Annotated in this window: 14 protein-coding genes; 7 read left to right on the top strand and 7 right to left on the bottom strand. The window is 69.3% G+C overall.

Annotated features, from left to right (window positions below; all coding sequences use genetic code 11):
* Positions 1-5 precede the first annotated feature (5 nt).
* The 3 genes from ACZY0Y_RS10620 (at position 6) to ACZY0Y_RS10610 (ending at position 4,106) form a co-directional block, all read left to right on the top strand.
* Positions 6-3,017, top strand: a complete 3,012-nt coding sequence (locus ACZY0Y_RS10620) for a bifunctional [glutamine synthetase] adenylyltransferase/[glutamine synthetase]-adenylyl-L-tyrosine phosphorylase (RefSeq protein WP_463957900.1) — start codon at positions 6-8, stop codon at positions 3,015-3,017.
* Between the two features lie 81 nt (positions 3,018-3,098).
* Complete coding sequence (locus ACZY0Y_RS10615; RefSeq protein WP_463882649.1) at positions 3,099-3,515, top strand: VOC family protein; 417 nt, start codon at positions 3,099-3,101, stop codon at positions 3,513-3,515.
* 75 nt (positions 3,516-3,590) lie between these two features.
* Positions 3,591-4,106, top strand: coding sequence for a GNAT family N-acetyltransferase (locus tag ACZY0Y_RS10610; protein WP_463957898.1), 516 nt, complete (start codon positions 3,591-3,593; stop codon positions 4,104-4,106).
* Positions 4,107-4,218: 112 nt separating this feature from the next.
* Here the strand turns inward: ACZY0Y_RS10610 and glnA are convergent, their stop codons facing one another.
* Entirely contained in the window at positions 4,219-5,643 is a 1,425-nt protein-coding gene (glnA, locus tag ACZY0Y_RS10605; RefSeq protein WP_463882653.1) for a type I glutamate--ammonia ligase, read from the bottom strand.
* Positions 5,644-5,941: 298 nt separating this feature from the next.
* Between glnA and ACZY0Y_RS10600 the strand changes: the two genes are divergently transcribed.
* A complete protein-coding gene (locus tag ACZY0Y_RS10600; protein ID WP_463882656.1) occupies positions 5,942-6,379 on the top strand; it encodes an RDD family protein in 438 nt (145 codons plus the stop codon).
* Between the two features lie 142 nt (positions 6,380-6,521).
* Here ACZY0Y_RS10600 and ACZY0Y_RS10595 read toward each other — a convergent pair whose 3' ends face one another.
* The 4 genes from ACZY0Y_RS10595 to lipB all read right to left on the bottom strand — a co-directional run bounded on the left by ACZY0Y_RS10595 (position 6,522) and on the right by lipB (position 9,565).
* Positions 6,522-6,896: a DUF3817 domain-containing protein gene (locus tag ACZY0Y_RS10595; protein ID WP_463882658.1), complete on the bottom strand. Its 375-nt coding sequence runs from the start codon at positions 6,894-6,896 to the stop codon at positions 6,522-6,524.
* A gap of 145 nt (positions 6,897-7,041) precedes the next feature.
* Entirely contained in the window at positions 7,042-7,803 is a 762-nt protein-coding gene (locus ACZY0Y_RS10590) for a DUF4191 domain-containing protein (protein ID WP_024366188.1), read from the bottom strand.
* A gap of 89 nt (positions 7,804-7,892) precedes the next feature.
* Positions 7,893-8,900: a lipoyl synthase gene (gene lipA / locus ACZY0Y_RS10585; RefSeq protein WP_463882660.1), complete on the bottom strand. Its 1,008-nt coding sequence runs from the start codon at positions 8,898-8,900 to the stop codon at positions 7,893-7,895.
* Positions 8,897-9,565 (bottom strand): lipoyl(octanoyl) transferase LipB, encoded by a 669-nt coding sequence (gene lipB / locus ACZY0Y_RS10580; protein ID WP_463957896.1) that lies wholly within the window; start codon positions 9,563-9,565, stop codon positions 8,897-8,899. Before lipB ends, lipA begins: the two co-directional genes overlap by 4 nt.
* A gap of 108 nt (positions 9,566-9,673) precedes the next feature.
* Between lipB and ACZY0Y_RS10575 the strand changes: the two genes are divergently transcribed.
* Positions 9,674-11,404, top strand: coding sequence for a serine/threonine-protein kinase (locus ACZY0Y_RS10575; protein ID WP_463957894.1), 1,731 nt, complete (start codon positions 9,674-9,676; stop codon positions 11,402-11,404).
* A 34-nt stretch (positions 11,405-11,438) separates the two neighbouring features.
* Here ACZY0Y_RS10575 and ACZY0Y_RS10570 read toward each other — a convergent pair whose 3' ends face one another.
* Positions 11,439-12,341, bottom strand: a complete 903-nt coding sequence (locus ACZY0Y_RS10570) for a TIGR01777 family oxidoreductase (protein ID WP_463957892.1) — start codon at positions 12,339-12,341, stop codon at positions 11,439-11,441.
* Positions 12,342-12,415: 74 nt separating this feature from the next.
* Between ACZY0Y_RS10570 and ACZY0Y_RS10565 the strand changes: the two genes are divergently transcribed.
* Positions 12,416-15,976 (top strand): S41 family peptidase, encoded by a 3,561-nt coding sequence (locus ACZY0Y_RS10565; protein ID WP_463957891.1) that lies wholly within the window; start codon positions 12,416-12,418, stop codon positions 15,974-15,976.
* A 111-nt stretch (positions 15,977-16,087) separates the two neighbouring features.
* Here ACZY0Y_RS10565 and ACZY0Y_RS10560 read toward each other — a convergent pair whose 3' ends face one another.
* Positions 16,088-16,516 (bottom strand): OsmC family protein, encoded by a 429-nt coding sequence (locus tag ACZY0Y_RS10560; protein ID WP_056431323.1) that lies wholly within the window; start codon positions 16,514-16,516, stop codon positions 16,088-16,090.
* A gap of 136 nt (positions 16,517-16,652) precedes the next feature.
* Between ACZY0Y_RS10560 and ACZY0Y_RS10555 the strand changes: the two genes are divergently transcribed.
* Positions 16,653-17,027, top strand: a complete 375-nt coding sequence (locus ACZY0Y_RS10555; protein ID WP_463882676.1) for a VOC family protein — start codon at positions 16,653-16,655, stop codon at positions 17,025-17,027.
* Positions 17,028-17,130 lie beyond the last annotated feature (103 nt).

Genomic DNA, 17,130 nt, shown 5'->3' with positions numbered 1-17,130 from the left:
CCCGGGTGAGCCTGGCACGACGCCTCATTGCGGCCGGTTTCGGGGACCTGGAAAAAGGCGAACGCTTCCTTGCTGCCCCGGAGCTGGCGGGACTGGACCAGGAGATTCTTTTCGCCGGGCTGCAGCTGGCCGCAAACCCGGATACGGCGCTGCAGTCCCTCGTCCGGCTGATCGAAAAGCACCCGGACCTGCGGAAGCTGGCGGTCGCCGAGCTGGAACGCAGCGAGCCCATGTACCGGGTGCTGGGCGCCTCCGAGGCGCTGGGAGAATTCCTGATCCGCCACCCGGAACACCTTGACGCCTTCGAAGTGACGGCCAGCCCGGAACCGCGGGCCGCGGATGCCGCCGGCCTGCGCGCCCGGTTGCTGCGCTCGGTGCGGGCGGATCCGAAATCCTTCCGCCCGGTGGCCGGTTTGACCGGCCAGGAAGGTTACGTGGCGCTCCGCGCAGAGTACCGGCGCGGTCTCGTCGAGCTTGCTGTCAAAGACCTCTGCGCGGCCGACCCGCTGGACTTCATGCCCGCCGCCGGCGCCGAACTGGCGGACCTGGCCGGCGCTGCGATCGAGGCGGCCCTGGCCGTCTCCAGGGCTGAGGCCGCCGGGCATTTCAGCGCCGGCGAGGTGGCCGACGTCGGGCTTGCCGTCATCGGCATGGGCAAATGCGGCGCCCGCGAACTCAACTACATCTCCGACGTCGACGTCATCTACGTCATTGATTCCGGCGGGCTCGATGACCCGCGTGCCAACACGATCGGTACAGCCCTGGCCACCGGCATCTCCCGGGCCATCATGTCCGTCGGCCGCGAACCCGGGCTGTGGGAGGTCGACGCGAACCTGCGCCCGGAGGGCAAGTCCGGGCCGCTGGTCAGGACCCTGGCTTCGCACGAGAGCTACTACGCCCGCTGGGCGGAGAGCTGGGAATTCCAGGCGCTGCTCAAAGCGCGGACCATCGCCGGGGACCTCGATCTCGGCGCCCGCTACGAAGCCGCCGTCGCGCCGCTGATCTGGTCCTCCGCCGGCCGCGAAGGTTTCGTGGAGTCGGTCCGGTCGATGCGCCGCCGGGTCACTGAACACATCCCCGCCGAGGAGGAGCAGCGGCAGATCAAGCTGGGCCGCGGGGGACTCCGCGACGTCGAATTCACTGTCCAGCTGCTGCAGCTGGTGCACGGCAAATCCGACGAGACGCTGCGCTGCCGCGACACCACCTCGGCCATCGCCGCCCTGTCCGCCGGCGGCTATATCGGCCGCTCCGACGCGGCCGAGTTCGACCGATGCTACCGGTACCTCCGGCTGCTCGAACACCGGATCCAGCTCTTCCAGCTGCGCCGCACCCACCTCATGCCGGTCTCGCAAGCCTCGCTGCGCTCCCTCGCCAAAGCCGTCCTCGGACCTTTCTCCAGCGGGCGGCCCAAACCCGACGCCCTGGAAGAGACCTGGCGGAAAACCAAGCGCTCTGTCCGGGAGCTGCACGAGCGGATCTTCTACCGACCGCTGCTCAACACCGCCGCCTCGCTCAGCAGCGAGGAAGCCAGGCTCAGCCCGGAAGCCGCGCAGGGGCGCCTCGCGGCGCTGGGCTACCTCGACCCGGTCGGCGCCATGCGGCACATCGAAGCGCTGACGGGCGGGGTCAGCCGGCGGGCTGCGCTGCAGCGCCAGCTCCTGCCCATCCTGCTCGGCTGGCTCGCGGAGGGCGTGGACCCCGACGCCGGTCTGCTGGCCTTCCGCCGCGTCAGTGAAGCCCTCGGCACCACCCACTGGTACCTCGGCATGCTCCGGGACTCGACGGCGGCGGCCGAACGCCTGTGCCATGTGCTGTCCAACTCCCGGCTGATCGCGGACCTGCTGGAGGTCTCGCCCGAATCCGTGGCCTGGCTCGGCTCGGACAAGGAACTGGTGCCGCTGACCTTCGAGGCGCAGTGGCTGGAGATTGCCTCGAAGATGTCCCGGCACGCCGAGCCGGAAAGCGCCATGCGCCTCATCCGGCTGATCCGGCGTCGCGAGATCCTGCGGATCGCGATCGCGGACAGCGCCGGGCTGCTGGACCAGGACCAGGTCGGCGCAGCGCTGGCCGACACCGACCGGGCCGCGGTCCTGGGCGCACTGCGCGTCGCGGAAACCATGGTCGCGGCCGAAGGGCCGCTCAAGACGCACGTGCTCGTGGTGGCGATGGGACGCCAGGGCGGCCGGGAGATCGGTTACGGCTCGGACGCTGACGTCATGTACGTGCACCGCGGGCTTCCCGGGGTCCCGGAGGACGAAGCACAGCATCAGGCGCTGCAGATCGTGAGCAGGCTCTCCACCCTGCTGACCCAGCCGCTCAAGCCCGCCATCCTCGCCGAGCGCGTCCTGATGGTTGATGCCGACCTGCGCCCGGAGGGCAAGAGCGGGCCGATGGTGCGGTCGCTGGAGTCCTACGCCGAGTACTACCGCCGGTGGTCGCTGGTCTGGGAGGCGCAGGCGTTGCTGCGGGCACGCCCGATGGCGGGCGACGACGGGCTGGCCGCCGACTTCGTGGCACTGATCGACACCATCCGTTACCCCGAATCGCTCTCCGAGCAGGACGTGCGCGAGGTCCGGCGCGTCAAAGCCCGGGTGGAAGCTGAGCGGCTGCCCCGCGGAGCGGACCCTGCCCGGCACCTGAAGCTGGGCCGCGGCGGCCTCAGCGACGTCGAATGGCTGGCCCAGCTGCTGCAGCTGCAGCACGCCGGACAGCGCCCCGGGCTGCGGACCACGTCCACCGTCGAGGCGCTCGAGGCCGCGGCCGCCGTCGGCCTCCTCGACGCGGGGGACGTGGTGATCCTGCTCCGGGCCTGGCGCCTGGCGAGCCGGATCCGCTCGGCCAATGTGATCTGGACCGGCCGGGCCTCGGACGTGCTGCCGTCCTCACGCCGGGACCTGGAGGCGGTGGCCCGCTGGTGCGGTTACGGGCAGGGCAACGCCGCCGCCCTCGAGGAGGACTACCTCCGGCTCAGCCGCCGGGCGCGGAGTGTGTTTGAGCGCGTTTTCTACGGCCAGTGACTCCCTCCGGCGCTCCGGCGGGTCACCCAAGGGGAGCGTCCGGGGGCTGACACTCCGCGGGCGCGGTGCTACTTTATCCGCATGGCCAGACAACTCTTTGTGAACCTCCCCGTCAAGGACCTCAACAAGACGGTGGAGTTCTTCACCGCGCTGGGTTTTTCGTTCAATCCTGACTTCACCGACGAGAACGCCACGTGCATGATTGTCAACGACGACGCGTTTGTGATGCTGCTCGTCGAGTCGTATTTCAAGACCTTCACGTCCAAGGCCGTCGCGGACGTCTCCGGGGCCGCCGAAGTCATCATGTCCTTCTCGCTGGACAGCCGCGAAGCCGTCGACGAGCTCATCCGGAAGGCGCTGACCGCCGGCGGCGCACCGTCCCAGGAAGCCCAGGACTACGGCTTTATGTACACCCACAGCTTCCAGGACCCGGACGGCCACCTGTGGGAAGTCTTCTGGATGGACCCGGCCGGGCCGCCGAAGGACGCGGCCCTCTGAGCCGGCCGGCCCAGGAGCCGGCGCGGGCGCGCCCGCCGGTGTGGGTACGCCCGCCGGTGTGGGTACGCTTCTGTTATGCCTGAAAATGTGTGGCTGCTGCCGCTGAAGAACCTCGACGACGACGCGGGCGCCATCAAGCTGGGCGAGATCGCCGAGCTCGAAGTCACCGAAGACCAGCGCAGATTCGTCGGCGACCCGCTGCGGATGGTGCTTATCGGGCTCGAAGAGGACTCCCGCCAGCCCTTTGCGATCGACGCCAACGGATCCGCAGTCGGGGTCCTGACGCTGCAGGCCGGCGCCGCGACACTGGCCGGCTGGGCGGACGACGACTCGGCCTGGCTGCTGCGCGGCTTCCTGATCGACCGCCGGCAGCAGGGCCGGGGGCTCGGCACGCTGGCTGCCGATGCCGCCGTGCGGGCGGCCGCGAAACTGACGGCAGCCCTCGGCGGTGGCCAGGCCGGCGTCGTGCTGTCCGTCAACGAGGAAAACCCTGCCGGGCAGGCCGCCTACCGCAGGGCCGGGTTCGAGGACCGCGGGCAGTATCCGGGCGGCGGCGCCGGGCCGCAGCGGACGTTCTACCGGGCGTTCTGAGCCGCAGCGGCACCACGAGGCGATGGCTTAACGACCGGCGGCCCCCACCAAAAGGTGGGGGCCGCCGTTGCGCAGTCCTTTGCCGGAAAGCCTGTCGGAACGCCGCTGGTGGCTAGACGCCGTAGTACAGCTCGAACTCGTACGGGTTCGGGCGCAGCGAAAGCGGACGGATCTCGTACTCGTACTTGTACTCGATCCAGGTGTCGATCAGGTCCTGGGTGAAGACGCCGCCGGCCTGGAGGAACTCGTTGTCCTCGGCCAGGGCATCCAGGGCTTCTTCGAGCGTGCCGGGAGCCTTGGGGATGTCCTTGGCTTCCTCGGCGGGCAGCTCGTAGAGGTCCTTGTCGATCGGAGCCGGCGGTTCGATGCGGTTGCGGATGCCGTCAATGCCGGCCATCAGCTGGGCTGCGAAGGCCAGGTACGGGTTGGAGGAGGGGTCCGGAGCGCGGAACTCGATGCGCTTGGCCTTCGGGTTGGAGCCCGTGATCGGGATGCGGATACCGGCGGAGCGGTTGCCCTGCGAGTAGACCATGTTGACCGGAGCTTCGAAGCCCTTGACCAGGCGGCGGTAGGAGTTCACCGTCGGGTTGGTGAAGGCCAGGACGGCCGAGGAGTGCTTCAGCAGGCCGCCGATGTACCAGCGGGCCATGTCGGAAAGACCCGCGTAGCCCTTTTCGTCGTAGAACAGCGGTTCGCCATTGGTCCACAGCGACTGGTGGCAGTGCATGCCCGAGCCGTTGTCGCCGAAGACCGGCTTCGGCATGAAGGTGACCGACTTGCCCCAGGCGTCGGCGGTGTTCTTGATGACGTACTTGAACTTCTGCAGGTCATCAGCCGCATGGGTCAGGGTGGTGAACTTGTAGTTGATCTCAGCCTGGCCGGCGGAACCGACCTCGTGGTGGCTGCGCTCGACCTCAAGGCCAGCCTCGTCCAGGGCGATGCACATGGCGTCGCGGAGGTCGGCCTGCTTGTCGGTGGGGGAGACCGGGAAGTAGCCGCCCTTGACCGGGGTCTTGTAGCCGAGGTTTCCGCCCTCTTCTTCGCGGCCGGTGTTCCAGTGTGCTTCCTCGGAGTCGATCTTGTAGAAGCTGCCCTGCGGGGAGGACTGGTACTGGACGTTGTCGAAGACGAAGAACTCGGCCTCGGGGGCAAAGAATGCGGTGTCGGCGATGCCGGTGGAAGCCAGGTAGGCCTCGGCCTTTTCGGCCACGCCGCGGGGGTCGCGGTGGTACGGGTCACCGGTGCGCGGGTTCACGATCGAGAAGTTCAGCGCGAGCGTCTTCTCAATGCGGAAGGTGTCAACGAACGCAGTCGTGACGTCCGGGATGAGCTGCATGTCAGATTCGGCGATGCCCTGGAAGCCGCGGATCGACGATCCGTCGAAAAGCTGGCCGTTGACGAAGAAGTCTGCGTCAACGCTCTTCGCGGGGACGTTGAAGTGCTGCTGAACGCCCGGGAGGTCGGTGAAGCGGATATCAACGAATTTGATGTCTTCGTCTTTGATGAACTTGAGGACTTCGTCCGCAGTCTTGAACATCTATGCTCCTTATGCATGTGAAAGATCTGGCCGTCAGGCCGTGTGGTCCAGCGCAGTCCGACAGCGGGGAAAACACAAACGTCTGCCCCGCTCCTATGCCGCTAGCAACTGTTACCACCCTAAGGACAAGGGATTTCCCGATGGTGTCCGCTTTGTTTCCGGCAGGTTACAGAATGCCCTGACAGGTAAACGGTAGTCGCTGTCCACAACGTGGCCTATCCGTGACCAGAGTGTGGCCGCCAAGTGTCCACACTCTGAACAGCGCCGGGCGGGCGTCCATTGCCGATAGTCTTGGAGGGTGGTTGATCGCAAAGACATAGGCTCATGGCTCAGCGGGCCGGACACATCCGGCATTTCGAAGTACCCGGGGGAGCGGCTGGGCCTGCCCGAGTCCGGACCGGGGTCCATTGCCCGCGCCGGCCGGCGCATCGTGGCCATCTGCATCGACTGGGGCATCGCGCTGCTGATCAGCAATTACGCATTCGCCGGAGACCCCTGGGCAACCCTTGCCGTTTTCGCGATCGAACAGGCGCTGCTGGTCGGCACCCTCGGCTACAGCATCGGCCACCGCATCGTGGGGATCCACGTGATCCGGCTCGGCGGCGGCCCGGCCGGTCCGCTGCCGGCCCTGGTCCGCAGCCTCCTGCTGTGCCTTGTGATCCCCGCCGTCATCTTTGACCCGGACCACCGCGGACTCCACGACAAGGCCATGAACACCGTCCTGATCCGGATGTAGCTCTTAGCCTCCTCGCATGGCGTCCGGTTGCCACGAATGGCCGCTAAACCTCCTCGTGTAGCGGCCATTTGAGTCACATGGATGTGTCGGTGGTGCCGGAACCCGGCCGTATCGCCCGCCGGCGCCGAAGTTCCGGGCGGAGCTAGACTCCGGCCTTCTCGCCCGCACGCTCCCGGGCCGGCGTTGAAGCAGCCTGCGCGGCCCGGACTGTCAGGTAGCCGCGGCGGCCCGCCCAGCGCTCAAACCCCACCGTGGCGAACGGGAACACCGCGGAGAGCCCGGCGAACAAGGCCACCCGGAAGGGCCAGCGCTGCATGCCCCACAGGCTCAATGCTGAGATCCCGTAGCCAATGAAGAAAGCCCCGTGGATCGGTCCCGCGATCTCAACGCCGAGCTCCGTGGTCCGGGTGACCCACTTGAGGAACATGCCCACCAGGAGCGCGGCCCAGCTGAAGGCCTCGGCGACAGCCAGGGCCCGGAAGATCCGAATCACGGCAGACGTGGACGGCAGTTTCATGGCGGAGCTCCAGATTCTGTCCCGAGGGGACATAGGGGACATAGGGGACACAGGGGGACGAAGGGATATCGCGGGCAAAAGGAAACGCCCCGGCTGCCGACCTGGAAGGCGGTGACCGGGGCGAACCTGTTCTCTGGCGGGTGGCCTAGCGTCCGCGGGCTGCTTTGCGGTCCGGACGGGCCTTGTAAGGATCGATGCCCTTGGGGATGGGCAGGCGGCTGCCGAGCGAGGAGATGCGCTTGGAGACCGTGCTGACCTCGAGCTTGGTGAGTTCGTTCTTCATCTTGGTCATCTTCTTGGCGACCTGGCTGATCGGAACCTGGCCCTCGCCGCGGCCGCTTTCAATCACGTGGATGGTGACGTTGGGCAGGATGCGGGCGAGCCGCTTGCGTTCGGCGTCGAGCAGCGGCTTGACCCGGGTGCTGGGGCCCTCGCTGACGAGCACGACGCCGGGACGGCCGATGGCGCGGAAGACGGCGTCCTGGGTGCGGGGGTTTACGGCGACGGGCTGTTCTTCGACGATCCAGCCGCGCTTGAGCGTGCCCAGTGCGGCGCCTGAGGCGCCGGGCTGGTTTTCAATCCGGGCGAAGGCGGCCCGCTCGGCGCGCCGGGACAGGATCAGGGTTGCCGCGAGGACGCCCAGCGGGATGCCGATGATCAGGCCGGTGATCCAGTTGTCCAGCAGGAATCCAATGACGAAGCTGACAGCCACGACGCCGAGGAACGCCAGCAGCATGAGCCACGGGACCATGGGATCGTGCTGGCGGGTCATCTGGAAGACCTCGCCGATCTGCTTCAGGCGGCTCGGCTTCTTGACCTTGGCCGCCTTGGGCTTGCGCGAAAAAAGGCCGCGCTTCGGAGCATCAGAAGCCGGAGTGGAGTTGCTGGAATCAGGGGAGTTCGCCATAGTGCCTTAATTCTACGTGATGGACCGCGAAGGGCCGGACGCCGGATTCCTCCGGTTCCGGCCCTTCGCCGTGATCGTTGCAGCTGGATTCAGGAGTGCGCCGCGAGCAGCGAGCTGGCTTCCTGGCGGGTGCTGCCCGAGCTTTCGATATGGGCGAGCTGGGCCGGGATTTCCCAACCCTTCTTGCGCATTGCAGTGGCCCAGAGCCGGCCGGCGCGGTAGGACGAACGCACCAGCGGCCCGGACATGACGCCCAGGAAACCGATCTCGTCGGCTTCCTGCTGCAGGTCCACGAACTCCTGGGGCTTGACCCACCGGTCAACCGGGAGGTGCCGCTCGGACGGGCGCAGGTACTGGGTGATGGTGATCAGGTCGCAGCCGGCCTCGTGCAGGTCGCGCAGCGCCTCGGAGATTTCCTCGCGGGTCTCGCCCATGCCCAGGATCAGGTTGGACTTGGTGACCATGCCGAGCTTGCGGCCCTGGGTGATGACGTCCAGCGACCGCTCGTAACGGAACGCGGGACGGATGCGCTTGAAAATCCGCGGCACGGTCTCAACGTTGTGGGCGAATACCTCGGGCTTGGAGTCGCAGATCGCTTCGATGTGCTCGGGCTTGCCGGAGAAGTCCGGGATCAGGAGCTCGACGCCGGTGCCCGGGTTGAGTTCGTGGATCTTGCGGACCGTTTCGGCGTAGAGCCAGACGCCCTCGTCGGCGAGGTCGTCCCGGGCCACGCCGGTGACCGTGGCGTAGCGGAGCTGCATCGCCAGGACCGAGCGGGCCACCTTCGTGGGTTCGAAAACGTCCACGGGGGAGGGCTTACCGGTGTCGATCTGGCAGAAATCGCAGCGCCGGGTGCATTCGGAGCCGCCGATCAGGAAGGTGGCTTCTTTGTCTTCCCAGCATTCGAAGATGTTGGGGCAGCCGGCCTCTTCACACACGGTGTGGAGGCCTTCCTTCTTGACGAGTTTCTTGAGCTGGACGAACTCGGGACCCATCTGGACCTTGGCCTTGATCCAATCCGGTTTGCGTTCCACCGGGGTGGCCGCATTGCGCTGCTCGATACGCAGCATTTTCCGGCCTTCTGGTGCCAGGGTCACAGTAGAGCTCCTTCGTGGGTTGCAACTAGCGCTTCTTCATTGTTGCGCAGTTCTTCGATGATCCGCGAAACGAGGTCGGCGGGGGTGACGTCCCGGCCCGTCTCCTGCGAGATGGTGGTGACGCCGGCGTCGGTAATGCCGCAGGCGATGATCTGGGCGTAGGGCGCGAGGTCGTTGTTGCAGTTGATCGCAAAGCCGTGCATGGTGACGCCCTCGTGGACGCGGATGCCGATCGCGGCGATCTTCCGCGCGGGACCGTTCGCGTCCTGGCCGATCCAGACGCCGGCGCGGCCCCTGATCCGGACCGCGTGGATGCCGAAGTCGGCCAGGACGGCGATGATCACGGCTTCGAGCCGCTCCACGTAGTCGCGGATGCCGGCCTTGTTCCTGAGCTTGATGATGGGGTAGCCAACGAGCTGTCCCGGACCGTGCCAGGTGAGTTTGCCGCCGCGGTCCACGGGAACCACGGGAGTGCCGTCAAAGGGGCGTTCGTGGTCCTCGGTGCGCTTGCCGGCCGTGTACACGGCGGCGTGTTCGAGCAGCAGGACCGTACTGGGGGCAGTGCCGGCGAGGACCCTCCCATGGAGTTCGCGCTGGATGTCCCAGCCGCGGGTATATTCGACGAATTCCGGGGCGAGACCCAGCTGGGAGAACTCAAGAGTCATGGCATCCAGCTTAGACCCCGGCTGTCGCGGCGACCGATTCTGTGGCGATGCTCTCACGGCCTGTGGATAACTTCTGCGGGATTCCGCGGGATCGGCTATTCCTTGGTTATGGAAGATTACGCGCCGTCCGGCGCTTCGGCGCCCGAGGTTCCCGGATACGACGTCGGCCGTTGCCTGGGGCGCGGCGGCAGCGCCACGGTGTGGCTGGTGAGTGCACAGTCGACCGGGCGCGAGTATGCGCTGAAATGCTTCGCCGCCGGCGACGGGCCCGGCCGGGATGACGCGGAGGACGCTGCCCGGCGCGAGACCCGAATACTCTCCGCCCTGGACCATGAGCACCTGGTGAGGGCGCACGACGTCGTCCGGCTGGGCGGGGGAGCCGGGGGAAACCTCGGGCTGACCATGGATTACGCGGCGGGCGGCTCGCTGGGGCAGCTCGTGGCCAGCCGGGGGACGCTGGGGCCGGGGGAGACAGTGACTGTCCTGACCCCGATCGCGCAGGCCCTCGCGTACCTGCATGGACAGGGCTTCACCCACGGCGACGTCTCACCCGGCAATGTGCTGTTCACGGCACACGGCAAACCGCTGCTCGCCGATCTGGGCGTGGCACGCATGGTGGCTGACGCCAGGGCGGTGTCCGGGGCCGGGACCGAGGGCTTTAGCGACCCGGCCCCGGTGGACGCCGTCCGCGCCGGGCTGCAACCGGAGCGCGATGTGTATTCACTCGCTGCCGTGGGCTGGTTCTGCCTCACCGGCCACCCTCCAGAGCCCGGTGCGCAGCGTCCGCCGCTGCCGCTGCTGGTTCCCGGGGTTCCGCCGGCGCTGGCCGCAGCCCTGGAATCCGGGCTTCAGGAGGACCGCAGGCTCCGGCCCACCGCCGCCGAGCTGGCGGCCGCCGTTCACCGCAGCGCCGGAGCGGCACCGGTGGACCTCTCCGTTTCGGTCCACCCCACGGTCATTGGGCAGTTGCTGACCCGCCGCGCCCTGCCCGGCACCGCCCGGGAGCGGCGGGCCGAGCAGCTCCGGTCCCTGCCGCACCGCTTCCGCTGGCCCCGCGTGGCCGCGCCGTTTCCTGCCGCCGTGCCTCCGGGGGCCGGGCGCCTCAGCGCGCGCCACTCCGCCCGCCACTCGGGCCGCCAGAGTCCGGCGGGCACGCGCTCCTTCCGGCCCTCCGCGGCCCGCCCGGCACCTCCGGGCCGCGCCTTCCGGGCCGTGGCCGTGGGCGTGGCACTCCTGGGGATCCTTGTCGCCGTCTGGGGGTCCGCCGGTGCCGCCCTGATTCCGGGTTTCTCCGCCAGGGACCCCGGTGCCGTCACGGAATCCGCCCCGGCATCCGCGGCGCCGGCCCCCGGTGGTGCCGGCCTCCCTCCCGGGCTGACGGCACAGCTGGCATCCCCGGACCCCGGTGAAGCAGTCCGCGGACTCGCCCGGCTTCGCTCCCTGGCGTTCAGTTCGGGGGACTTCGGGCTGCTGGAGCAGGTCAACGTGCCGGCGTCGACCGCGGCCGCGGCGGACGGCCGGATCAGCGCCGGGCTCAAGGAATCCGGCCGGGTGCTGGCCGGATTCACCATCGTCCTGACCCGCGTGGCCGCGGAGGGGGACGCCGGCCCCGGCCAGGCGGTGGTGGTCGTCACCGCGAGCACGCCCGCCTACCAGGAACGCGACGCAACCGGTGCGGTGCTGGCCGAGGCGGCAGCGGGGCCGGAACAGCGGCTGCGGCTGGTCCTGGCGCCGGTCGAGGGCCGCTGGCGGATCCAGGACATCCTCCCCGCCGCTGACACCGGAGGTCCCGGAGACCCCGGAGACACCGGCGAAGGCGCCGAAGCCCCCGGCGGCTGACCGCCGCCGGGGCTCCTCAGGACCTCGGGGCTCCTCAGGACTCTGGACCGCGGTCCGCCACCCAGGCGGCTGCCTGGGCGAGCGACGGGTGCTGCCATTCAAAGCCGGCCCCTACCAGTGCAGCCGGTTCCATCCGCTGGCTGGCGAGCAGCAGCTCTTTGGCCAGCTGGCCCATCACCAGGCGCAGCACCGGGGCAGGGACGCGGAGCACCGCCGGGCGGTGCAGGGCACCTGCCAGCTGGGCGATCAGCGAGTTCACATCCGCGCTTTCCGGGGCACACAGGTTCACCGGCCCGGATAGTGGGCTGCTGAGCAGGAAGGCACAGGCGCCGGCAACATCGGGGAGCGTGACCCAGGGCCAGTACTGCCGGCCGCTGCCCAGCGGTCCGCCCACGCCCAGCCGGAGCAGCGGCATCAGCCGACCCAACGCGCCCCCGGAACGGCTCAGGACGACGCCGGTGCGGGGCGTGACCACCCGGACGCCGGCGGGGGCCTCGTGCGCGGCTGCCTCCCAGTCGAGGCAGATCCGGGCGAGCACGCCGCTGCCGGCGGGGGCGTTCTCCCGGAGCACCGCCGGGCCCGCGTCGCCGTAGTAGCCGGAGGCCGACTGGCTCAGGAAGACCGCCGGGGGAGTGTCCAGGCGCCCCATGGCCGCCGTCAGGGTCCGCGTCGCCCCCAGCCGCGAGGCACGGAGTTCGTTGATGCGGGACCGGGTCCAGGGCCGGTCCCCAATACCGGCGCCGGAAAGGTTGACGACGGCGTCGGCCCCCTTCAGCGCGGTGTCGTCGATGCTGCCCTCTCCGGGGTTCCACTGGAACTCTGCCGGCGAGGCGGGCGGACGCCTGACCAGTGTTCCGACGTCGTGCCCGGCGCTGCGCAGGGTGCGGGAAATGGCGGTTCCGATCAGCCCTGAGGCTCCGGCAACAATGATTCTCATGATCCATCTCACCATGCCCGGCACGGCGGGGACACCTCCCGGGCGGGACGGCCGGTCTTGACTATGATCGAACGATGACCTCTTCGAGTTACTTCCGTTTCCCGCATCTGCACGGCGATCTGGTCACTTTCGTGGCCGAGGACGACGTCTGGATTGCGCCCCTCGGCGGGGGCCGCGCCTGGCGCGTTTCCTCGCTGCAGCTGCCCGCCCGCAACCCCCGCTTCACGCCGGACGGCAAGCGGCTGGTGTGGACGGTCGTCCAGGGAACGTCCCCGGAAGTTGTCACCGCGGAGGTCGACGGCGGCGGCTACCGCCAGTTGAGCTACTTCGGCCACGCCACCACCAGGGTCAAGGGCTTCACCCCCGACGGCGACGTCCTGGTCACCAGCGCCTTCCGCCAGGCCGACAGCCGGCACACCCACGCCTACAGCCTGCCCGTCACGGGCGGCTGGGCCACTGAACTCCCGCTGGGACCGGTGGAATCCGTCGCGTTCGGGCCGGTCGTCGGCGACGAGCGCCCCGTGGTCCTCGCCAGCGTGCTCTCGCGGGAGCCGGCATGGTGGAAGCGCTACCGGGGTGGGGCCGCCGGCAAGCTGTGGATCGACGCCGACGGGAACGGCGAATTCGAACGCCTCGCCGCCGAGCTGGACGGCAACCTGACCGACCCCATGTGGGTCGACGGCCGGATCGCTTTCCTGTCCGACCACGAGGGCTACGGCAACCTGTACTCCGTGCTGCCCAACGGTTCTGATCTGCGCCGCCACACGGACCACGAGGACTTCTACGTCCGGCACGCCGCCACCGACGGCCGGCGCGTCGTCTTCGAATCGGCGGGTGAGCTGTGGCTGCTGCCGGACCTCGGCGCGGACGCCGTCAAACTCGGGATCTCGCTGGGATCCGCCTCCCAGGCCCGCCGCGCCGCGCCGCTGAAGCCGTCACGGCACCTGGGCGACGTGGTTCCGGACCGCACCGGCGGCTCCAGCGCCGTGGAGGCCCACGGCACCCTGCACTGGCTGCGGCACAAGGACGGCCCCTCGCGCGTCCTGGAAGCCACCCCCGGCGTCCGGGCACGCCTGCCCCGCCCCTTCGGCGCCGGCCGGATCGCCTACGTTGCCGACCACGACGGCGTCGAAGCCCTGTACCTGAAGGCAATCGCGGCGCCCCTGGGCGTCGGAGCGCAGGATTCCCCGGCCGTCCCGGCGCCGCAGAATCCAGCCCGGCCAGGCGCGGATTCCGACGCCGGCACATCCCTGCCCAGGCCCGTCCCGGCTGCGTCCTTTACCCGGGGTGACGCCGTGGCCACGGTCCCGGCACCATCCGCGGCGGGAACCGGCCGCACGGCCACCGTTGACGCCACCGCCGAATCCACCGTCGACGCCGCAGACACCGCCGGGCCGGCGGAGGAAATTGCCCCGGCGCAGCGCGGCGCGTCCCCCGGGCTGACCCGGATCGATTTTCCCAGGCCGTCGCGGGCCAGCGCCATCGAGGCCAGCCCGGACGGCAACTGGCTGGCCGTCGGCACCGCTTTCGGTGACATCTACCTCGCCGACACCCGGACCGGCACGCTGTCCCTCGTGAGCAGCATCGGCGAGGGCAGCATCGAAGGCTTCAGCTGGTCCCCGGACTCGGCCTGGCTGGGCTGGTCCGAGCCGGTCACCTCCTTCGGCTCGCGCAGCCGGCTGCGCCTCACCGCGGTCGACGACGCCGCAGCGGCGGAGACGCGCACCATCATCGACGTCACCGACGGCCGCTTCCGCGACGAATCGCCGTCGTTCACCCCCGACGGCAAGTACCTCGCCTTCCTCTCCAACCGCAGCTTCGACCCGGTCTACGACGGGCACTCCTTCGACCTGTCCTTCCCGAGCCCGATCAAGCCCTATCTCGTCGCCCTCGCCGCGGACACCCCCTCGCCGTTCGGCCCGGGCGTTGACCTGTCCGAGGAGGCCGACGCCGCAGCAACTCCTGCCACTGACGCCGCCACGGACGGCACAGCGAAGGACCCGGTTCCCGCGGTCCGGGTCGACGCCGAGGGCCTCGCGCACCGGGTCATCAGCGTGCCGGTGCCGCAGGGGAACTACTCCGCCCTCACCGCCACTGCCGGGGCCCTGCTCTGGCTCGACAGCGAGCTCTCCGGGGTCACCGGCGAGGGCCGCGCCAGCCTCGAGGACAAGAACGCTGCACCCTCCCTTGTCCGTTTCGACCTGGCCCGGCGCACAACCAGCACCATCGTGGACGCCGTCGACAGCTACCGGCTCTCCGGCGACGGCGAGAAGGTCGTGGTCCTGCAGGACAAGCAGATCCGCGTTTCGCCCGCCAACGCGAAGGCTGACGAGGAGTCCGGCCAGCTGGTCAAGGTGGACCTCAGCCGCATCCGCGTGCAGCTCGACCCGCTCAGCGTCTGGGGCCAGGCCTTCGATGAAGCCTGGCGGCTCCAGCGCGACTTCTTCTGGACGGAAGACATGGCCGGGCAGGACTGGGACTCGGTGCATGCCCGCTACCGTCCGATTGTGGACCGCCTGGGCTCGCATGACGACCTCGTGGACCTGCTCTGGGAGCTCCACGGCGAGCTGGGCACCTCGCATGCCTACGTCCGTCCGGCCGCCGTCACCGAGAACGGCAGCAACGGCCAGGGCCGGCTCGGCGCCGACCTTGCGTTCACGGGCGGGGGCTGGGAGATCACCCGGATCCTCGCGGGGGAGTCCTCCGACCCGCTCGCCACCTCGCCGCTGACCCGCCCGGGCGCTGATGCGAAACCCGGCGACGTGCTGCTGGCGATCGACGGCGTGGAACTCACCGAAGCGCGCACCCCCGCCATGCAGCTGGTCGGCGCCGCGGGACGCGCCGTCGAGCTCACCCTGCGCAACGGCGCCGGGCACGGAAGCCAGACCGGCAAGCAGCGCCGGGTCGCCGTGGTCCCGGTCCGCGACGAGGAGCGGCTGCGGTACCAGGAATGGGTGGCCGCCAACCGCCGGACGGTCCGGCAGGCCTCGCAGGGAACCTTCGGGTACCTGCACATCCCCGACATGATGGCCAACGGCTGGGCCCAGCTCCACCGCGACCTCGACACCGAAACAGCCCTCGACGGACTGATCGTCGACGTCCGCCGCAACCGGGGAGGGCACACCTCCCAGCTCGTCGCGGAACTCATCGGCCGCAAGGTCACCGGCTGGAGCATGCCGCGCGGGGAGAAGCCGCGGACCTACCCGCACCACGCACCGCGCGGTCCCGTCATCATCCTGACCGACGAATTCGCCGGCTCCGACGGCGACATCATCACCCAGGTCTCCAAACTGCGGGGGATCGGCCCGGTCATCGGCACCCGGACCTGGGGCGGCGTCGTGGGCATCGACAACCGCTTCGCCCTCGCTGACGGGACCGGCGTGACGCAGCCGCGCTACGCCACCTGGTTCTCCGGAGGCGTGGGGTGGGGTGTCGAGAACTTCGGCGTTGCCCCCGACATCGAAGTGACCTTCCCGCCGCACGCCTACGCCGCTTGCACCGACCCGCAGTTGGAATACGGCATTGGCGCGCTCAAGGAAATGATCCAGGAGCTGCCCACCGACCGGCCGCCGCTGCGCGAGGGTTACCGCCGCGTGAAGCCGGCCCCGCTGCCGGCCCGCCAGGCCGGACACTAAGCCCGGACCCGGACACGAGTCCGGGCGGCCGCCCGGCCGCCCGGGCGAGGGCGAAGGCCCCCGTCCCTGACCAGCAGGGAACGGGGGCCTTCGCCGTTGGCGCGTGGGGCGCTAGGAGGCCAGGGTGGCGTCCAGGGTGATCTTGATGCCGGTGAGGGCGGCTGAGACGGGGCAGCCGACCTTGGCTTCCTCGGCGATGCGCTGGAACTCGTCCTCCGTGATCCCCGGGATCCGGGCGCTGACGGTCAGGTGGCTGTCCGTGATGCCGGTGCCGGGTACGAACGTGACATCCGCCTTGGTGTTGACTTCCTCGGGGGTGTGGCCGGCCTGGGCGACGGCGAGGCTGAAGGCCATGGAGAAACAGGCCGAATGTGCCGCGGCGATGAGTTCTTCCGGACTGGTCTTGCCCTCGGAGGCCTCGGCCCGCGCCTTCCAGGTGACGTCGAAGTTGCCCAGGCCCGAGCTGTCCAGCGTGGTATTGCCGGCGCCGGTCATCAGGTCGCCGTTCCATACAGTGTGTGCGGTGCGTGTTGCTGCCATGTCCACTCCTCAAGATTGTTGTCGTGCCACGGAACCGGCGTGCGCCGGACCGTGCCGTGTCCTATCCTAGGGATTCAGCGCCGACGCCGCACCGGGGTTCCGCTGTCAGTGGATTGTGGGCACGTACAGTGCCGACATGGAAATATCCGACCCCACGGCGGCGCCCCCGGCCCGCATCGCCACGATCATGGTCAACGCCGTGGACGCCGAGCGCCTCGCGGGGTTCTGGGCCGCGCTGCCGGGCACCCCGGTGTCCTCGCGGTTCGAACAGTTCGTCTGGCTCCAGCCTGCCGGTCCGGGCGCCCCGCAGCTGGCTTTCCAGCAGGTCGGGAAGCCCACCGGGGGCAGGCGCCGCCTGCATCTGGACATCCACGGGCCCGATCCCAAGGCGCTTCGTGCCCTCGCGGAGTCCCTCGGCGCCGCGTTCGTGGAGGGCAATGAGATCGGGGATTTCCATTGGGACGTCATGCAGGATCCCGAGGGCAACGAATTCTGCATCGCCGGCGGCTGACCCGGTGAGGTGACCCAGCCGGTTCAACGACGACGGCGCGGCACCTAGACCCGGGGGGGGGGTTGTTGTGGTTTCGGAGGTTTTTTGATTTCTCTCCCACCGC

Source organism: Pseudarthrobacter kochi (assembly GCF_055412805.1).
Note: the sequence above shows the minus strand (reverse complement) of the source record. Positions and strands in the feature narration are given on the sequence as shown.

Coding starts and splice junctions, on each gene's coding strand:
- ACZY0Y_RS10615 (WP_463882649.1), top strand. CDS start 3,099: ATGGCCAGACAACTCTTTGTGAACCTCCCCGTCAAGGACCTCAACAAG.
- ACZY0Y_RS10610 (WP_463957898.1), top strand. CDS start 3,591: ATGCCTGAAAATGTGTGGCTGCTGCCGCTGAAGAACCTCGACGACGAC.
- glnA (WP_463882653.1), bottom strand. CDS start 5,643: ATGTTCAAGACTGCGGACGAAGTCCTCAAGTTCATCAAAGACGAAGAC.
- ACZY0Y_RS10595 (WP_463882658.1), bottom strand. CDS start 6,896: ATGAAACTGCCGTCCACGTCTGCCGTGATTCGGATCTTCCGGGCCCTG.
- ACZY0Y_RS10590 (WP_024366188.1), bottom strand. CDS start 7,803: ATGGCGAACTCCCCTGATTCCAGCAACTCCACTCCGGCTTCTGATGCT.
- lipB (WP_463957896.1), bottom strand. CDS start 9,565: ATGACTCTTGAGTTCTCCCAGCTGGGTCTCGCCCCGGAATTCGTCGAA.
- ACZY0Y_RS10575 (WP_463957894.1), top strand. CDS start 9,674: ATGGAAGATTACGCGCCGTCCGGCGCTTCGGCGCCCGAGGTTCCCGGA.
- ACZY0Y_RS10570 (WP_463957892.1), bottom strand. CDS start 12,341: ATGAGAATCATTGTTGCCGGAGCCTCAGGGCTGATCGGAACCGCCATT.
- ACZY0Y_RS10565 (WP_463957891.1), top strand. CDS start 12,416: ATGACCTCTTCGAGTTACTTCCGTTTCCCGCATCTGCACGGCGATCTG.
- ACZY0Y_RS10560 (WP_056431323.1), bottom strand. CDS start 16,516: ATGGCAGCAACACGCACCGCACACACTGTATGGAACGGCGACCTGATG.
- ACZY0Y_RS10555 (WP_463882676.1), top strand. CDS start 16,653: ATGGAAATATCCGACCCCACGGCGGCGCCCCCGGCCCGCATCGCCACG.